Below are 4,759 nucleotides of genomic sequence, written 5' to 3'. Positions count from 1 at the left end.
TGCCATGGCTCGCGTCCCGAGGAAGCAGCGGGCGGGCCAGCGGGCGGAAATCGGGCTGGAACAGGGAGGGGTTTTTCGACAGTTTCAACAAGGCGAAGCAGGACGACCCCTTAAAGCGGCCTTGTTGAGTTTCCGTTTTGATGATTCAATCCGTTAACGAGAATCGGAGAGCCGCCATGAGGGTCGGGGCCGCCTGTTCTCTGACGTTCTGCAAAAAATGGACTCACGAACCGGAGCGGGATTGATTGCGGGAATGCTTCAAGGAACGAAGCACATCAATCCTGTTTGGGATGAGCTCCCGGAACCCGCTGTCGATGAATTGCTGCGGACATGGGCGCACGAACTGGATAAGTGGGATGGCAGTTCGACGGACGCAATCATCGAATCGATTACACGGCATGACGGACTACGTGATGCGTGGGGCCGATTGGATCAGCACTCCCGTGATGCTCGGAGGCACGTGATTGAGACTATCGCGGCAAACGTCCAAAATGAAGAAGCAGAAGAAGCCGGAGCACAGAACCCCTGACCCGCCGCGAGTTCCAGCCGCTATGAACGCTACAACCTCAACCCACAGTCGAAGTCGCGCCCCCGGTCAGGGGTCCTGTGTCCTTTGACGTTGTGCTGAACTTTGGAGCACGGTGTTCCGGGGTTGATGATCGTGATGGCGGAGGGATCGGGGCAGGTCGGAAGCGGCATCGCGTTCGGGCACTCGACCGGTGCTGGCCGAGATGGCGCGGAGCTTCACCGGCGGACCGCTGGCCGGGAGCATAGGTTTCTGAGGCACGTCGTTTTGCGGCAGCCTTTCCTCCCTATTCGGCAGTGCAACCCGGGGCGTCGGGCTGGCTGCGGGGGCCGGTCTCTCCACGATTCTGGCCACACGCCACGGCGGTTTCGGGAGCGTTGCGGAGCGAACCGGCAAGGCGACCCACTGCAAAGCACAACAAGTCGAATCAGGGCGACCCCTCACCGCGGCCTTGTCGAAAATCCGTGTTGATGGTTCCATGCGGCAACGAGAACAGCGCCTCCGCCATGAGGGTCGGGTCGCCTGTTCTCTGACGTTCGCTCTAAGAATTGCGCATGAGAACGCTGATTTGCATTGGGATCCTCCTCGCAGTCGCTGCCGCGTTCTTCGCGGTTCACGACATGCTGAGCGCGACGATCACGAGCATGTTCCGCCTTGGGGTTGGATCGATGCTGATTGCGCTGAGTCTTGCTGCGATCATCCTGCGATGGGTCGAGAGCCGAGACTTCGGACTATTCCGATCTACCGCATCTTCCGCCGCAGTGGTGTTTCTATTCTTCGGGACTTGGATCTCACTTTGGTTCGTGTCTGAGCAGCTCCTGATCGACCACTACTTGCGCGTCCGAGGTGGCGGCGACACCGGATACAATTATTTCTATCCCGGAGCTTCGGGCATGGGCTACGCCGAGGGGCTGTCGCAGCCCGACAAGATTCTCGGCCGTGTGCTTCGAGTAGGCGGCGTCGGAGCTTTGCTGCTTTCCATTCCATTTGGAGCCATCCTCACCGCATACAAAAGACAAAGCGAACAAGGCGTCGCACCACAACCCGCTGCCCGCTCCGAGTCGGATCTTGCGGGATCACTACCACCCTCAACCTGAGTCGGAGCTGCGCTCCCGGCAGCGGGTGTGTGGACTTCGACGTTCTACGGAAAATGCAGCCAACTGAGGCACGCTCGGTCGATGAGCTCGTGAGTCTGGTGGAGAGTGGCGGCCGTCCCAAGTTCGTCTTCTTCTGGGGCCACACGCCTCGGCGTAAGGGGAGCATCGATCAGAGCTGCTTTAGCAATTGGTTCCCAAGTCGATTCTCAGTGGATGGCGTTTCCTACCCTACCACTGAGCACTATATGATGGCTGAGAAGGCGCGTTTGTTCGGCGACGCCCGCGTGCGGGACCGGATCCTCCAGGCGGGCAGCCCAGGTGCCGCCAAGCGATTGGGTCGAGAGGTGGCGGGTTTCGACGAATCGACCTGGATTGCGAACCGATTTCGGATCGTAGTATCTGGCAACCTTGCCAAGTTCTCACAGCACCGGGAACTCGGCGCGTATCTGACTCAGACTGGTGAGCGTGTCCTCGTCGAGGCGAGTCCCCGGGACCGCATCTGGGGGATCGGACTCAGCAAGGACGAGAGCCATGCCGAGAACCCCCGCCTCTGGAAGGGGCTCAACCTGCTTGGCTTCGCGCTCATGGAAGTTCGGTTCCGTCTGAAACAAGAATCGTAGAACAAGCCGCTGGTGGACGACCCCTATCAGCGGCTTTGTTGCGTTCTTGCCGCCAGCTTCGAGAGCTGATTGATTGTCCGTGGCTGCACCGGTGAGGTCACCGGGTCGCCACAGCTTTGACGTTGGGCAAGAAACTGAACGACGCGTGACCTCAGCCGACGATGATTCCCGTAGGGAGCGCATGCTCGATTCCGTATGTCGGCGTGTGATGTGGGGTGATCGCCACGAGGACATTCTTCAGAGCCTCGCCGCGAAGGGACTAACGGATGATGAGGCGGCGCGGATTCTCGGTGAGGCTCAGCGGGAACGGATCAGGACGATTCGGGCAGTCTACTGGCCTCGTATTTGGTGGGGTCTGCTTTTCATCGCGGTTGGCGTCGGCTTGATCTGGCTGATTTGGACGCTCACCGAAGGCTATACTGTATGGAGCAGCCGCGCGGTGATACTTCCGGCCGCCCCGGCCGCCTTCGGGCTTTGGAAGCTCTGCGGCGGACTGGTCGGAGTGCTGACAGCAGGTTCCCGCACGGGTTCGATTGCCGAGATCGATTGACCAGCCGTGAGAATCAATCGAATCAAGCCCAACAAGTCGAAGCAGGGCGACCCCTATCAGCGGCCTTGTTGCGTTTCCATTTTGGTGGTTCCATCCGGCAACGAGAACAGAGAGCGCCGCCATTGATCGCCGGGGCCGCCTGTTCTATGACGTTCGCTCTAAAAGATGCCCTCCGAAGCTGAACTTGCGCAGATCGTGGCCGACAGGAAGGCCAAGAATCCGTTTCACTTCGAGGCGGAGCGTGATGAGCCATTGACCCCTGACGCGATCGCGCAGATTGAGCACGACCAGGGTGTCCGGTTCCCGACTTCATTCGTGAGGCATTTGACGACCGAAGGAGCAGGTGATTTCGCGTTCGGGTGGGTGTTTTCACCCGATCCTCAGAGTGGCTGGAGCCTCTGGAAGGAGTATCATTACATGCCCAAGATGAGAGGGAAGCTCCTGCCATTCTCGGACAACGGAGGTGGTGACTACCTCTGCTTTCCAATCATCGATGGGATCTGCGAGGACCGGATTGTGTGGGCCGACCACGAAGACGACTACCGACCACAGGCGTCGGAGTTGGAGGATTTTAGTGACTTCATCGTTAAGGGGTGTCTCGATCCCGCATAAGAGAAACAACTAAGCGAACAAGTCGCAGCACCCAACCGCCTGACCCGCTCCGAGTCGAATTTTCACCGTGATTACAACCCTCAACGCACAGTCAACGCGCGGCTGCCGTCAGGCGGTTGGTGTTCTCTGACGTTCGCCTAACCCGATGCACCAGCTATGACACCGTCCCCAATGACCACCGCTGTGGACTGCGCTTGGATCTTACTCATCTCTGTAGGTGCGGGACTGATTCACCACTTCGTCATTCGACGCGCGCATCGCAGCTCCACTCTACATTCTTCTGAGGCAGAGTTACGGAGAGAGGGCTACTTTCGTTCTCCGGCATCATTCTTAGTATCTTGGTTGCCTTGGCTGCTTTTTTGCCTCGGGAACATCGGTGTGTCGCTCCTCAGAGATCATGGAGTCATGATTTTTCCTTGGCCAATTCTCATCAACTCCTGCTTGATTGTTGTATGGCTCTTTTTCGCACAGCGGCTCCACTGCCGACTTGGCGACTTACAGTCCCAAACAAAATGACCAGAGCTAATCAGACACTTGGCGACCCAAGGGCGAACAAGGCACTGGAGGTCGACCCCTATCAGCGGCTTTGTTGCGTTCTTGCCGCCAGCATCGGGAGCTGATTGATTGTCCGTGGCTACTTCGGTGAGTTGCCGGGGCAGCCTCAGCTTTGACGTTCGGCAGAGAATGAAGATCACGCCGTCCAACGCACGCAAGGTGGCGGCTATTGCTGCAGTGGTCTACTGGGCAATAATCGTGATCGGGATCTCGAGCGATATCCGGTCTGGCGAATGGCTACAGAAGGGCGGGATCTGGCCGCTACTCTGGTTAGGAAGTGCTACCTGTGGAATGGCATTTTGGGTCGCCTTGACACCTTCTGTCATTCGCGGCTTCAAAGTCGAGAAGCGGCCGATTGGACTTCACAAGTGGCTCCTCCTGATCTGGTCATTGAGTCCAAATCCGGTGGTCGTGGCTTCCTTCAGTCTATGGTTGGTTGCTATCGTGCAGCGTCTTACGGGCGACTGAGTCTGCAGGATCGATCGCTCGGAAGAACTAAAGACAAAAACGCCGAACAAGGCGTGGGTGGCAACCCGCTACCACGCCGCGAGTCGGAGATTGAACCCTAATGAGAACCCCTTACCTTGAGTCGGACTGGCACTCCCGGTAGCGGGTGCCACCACTTCGACGTTGCTATGGCTGCCTCTTTGTCAACGGGCAAAGTTCTACTGTTTTCATCGTAGGTGATGAGGTGCTGGCGTCCGGCTCGACGCGTCGGGGACCGGGATGAGACAGGGCGTTTTGATCCAGTGTGAATCAGCAGTTCGCCTACGGCTTTGTATGCTGCTATTCGTGGGCT

General features: G+C 58.2%; 6 protein-coding genes. All 6 read left to right on the top strand.

Annotated elements, in window-relative coordinates:
- Positions 1-217 precede the first annotated feature (217 nt).
- On the top strand, positions 218-529 hold the full coding sequence (locus HNR46_RS20170) for a hypothetical protein (RefSeq protein WP_184022453.1): 312 nt from the start codon (positions 218-220) through the stop codon (positions 527-529).
- A 551-nt stretch (positions 530-1,080) separates the two neighbouring features.
- Positions 1,081-1,623, top strand: a complete 543-nt coding sequence (locus tag HNR46_RS20165; protein ID WP_184022451.1) for a hypothetical protein — start codon at positions 1,081-1,083, stop codon at positions 1,621-1,623.
- 53 nt (positions 1,624-1,676) lie between these two features.
- Positions 1,677-2,243 (top strand): riboflavin biosynthesis intermediates N-glycosidase, encoded by a 567-nt coding sequence (gene ybiA / locus HNR46_RS20160; protein ID WP_184022449.1) that lies wholly within the window; start codon positions 1,677-1,679, stop codon positions 2,241-2,243.
- 145 nt (positions 2,244-2,388) lie between these two features.
- Positions 2,389-2,793 carry an amiloride-sensitive sodium channel family protein gene (locus HNR46_RS20155; RefSeq protein ID WP_221285309.1) on the top strand — a complete coding sequence of 135 codons (405 nt, stop codon included), beginning with the start codon at positions 2,389-2,391 and terminating at the stop codon, positions 2,791-2,793.
- Positions 2,794-2,958: 165 nt separating this feature from the next.
- The gene (locus HNR46_RS20150) at positions 2,959-3,405 is read left to right on the top strand and encodes an SMI1/KNR4 family protein (RefSeq protein ID WP_184022445.1); all 447 of its coding nucleotides are present in this window, start codon (positions 2,959-2,961) and stop codon (positions 3,403-3,405) included.
- A 684-nt stretch (positions 3,406-4,089) separates the two neighbouring features.
- On the top strand, positions 4,090-4,428 hold the full coding sequence (locus tag HNR46_RS20145; RefSeq protein ID WP_184022443.1) for a hypothetical protein: 339 nt from the start codon (positions 4,090-4,092) through the stop codon (positions 4,426-4,428).
- The last annotated feature ends 331 nt before the right edge of the window (positions 4,429-4,759 follow it).

It is taken from the genome of Haloferula luteola, from assembly GCF_014201715.1.
In the GTDB taxonomy this organism is placed as follows: domain Bacteria; phylum Verrucomicrobiota; class Verrucomicrobiia; order Verrucomicrobiales; family Akkermansiaceae; genus Haloferula; species Haloferula luteola.
Note: the sequence above shows the minus strand (reverse complement) of the source record. Positions and strands in the feature narration are given on the sequence as shown.

Coding starts and splice junctions, on each gene's coding strand:
- HNR46_RS20170 (WP_184022453.1), top strand. CDS start 218: ATGGACTCACGAACCGGAGCGGGATTGATTGCGGGAATGCTTCAAGGA.
- HNR46_RS20165 (WP_184022451.1), top strand. CDS start 1,081: ATGAGAACGCTGATTTGCATTGGGATCCTCCTCGCAGTCGCTGCCGCG.
- ybiA (WP_184022449.1), top strand. CDS start 1,677: ATGCAGCCAACTGAGGCACGCTCGGTCGATGAGCTCGTGAGTCTGGTG.
- HNR46_RS20150 (WP_184022445.1), top strand. CDS start 2,959: ATGCCCTCCGAAGCTGAACTTGCGCAGATCGTGGCCGACAGGAAGGCC.
- HNR46_RS20145 (WP_184022443.1), top strand. CDS start 4,090: ATGAAGATCACGCCGTCCAACGCACGCAAGGTGGCGGCTATTGCTGCA.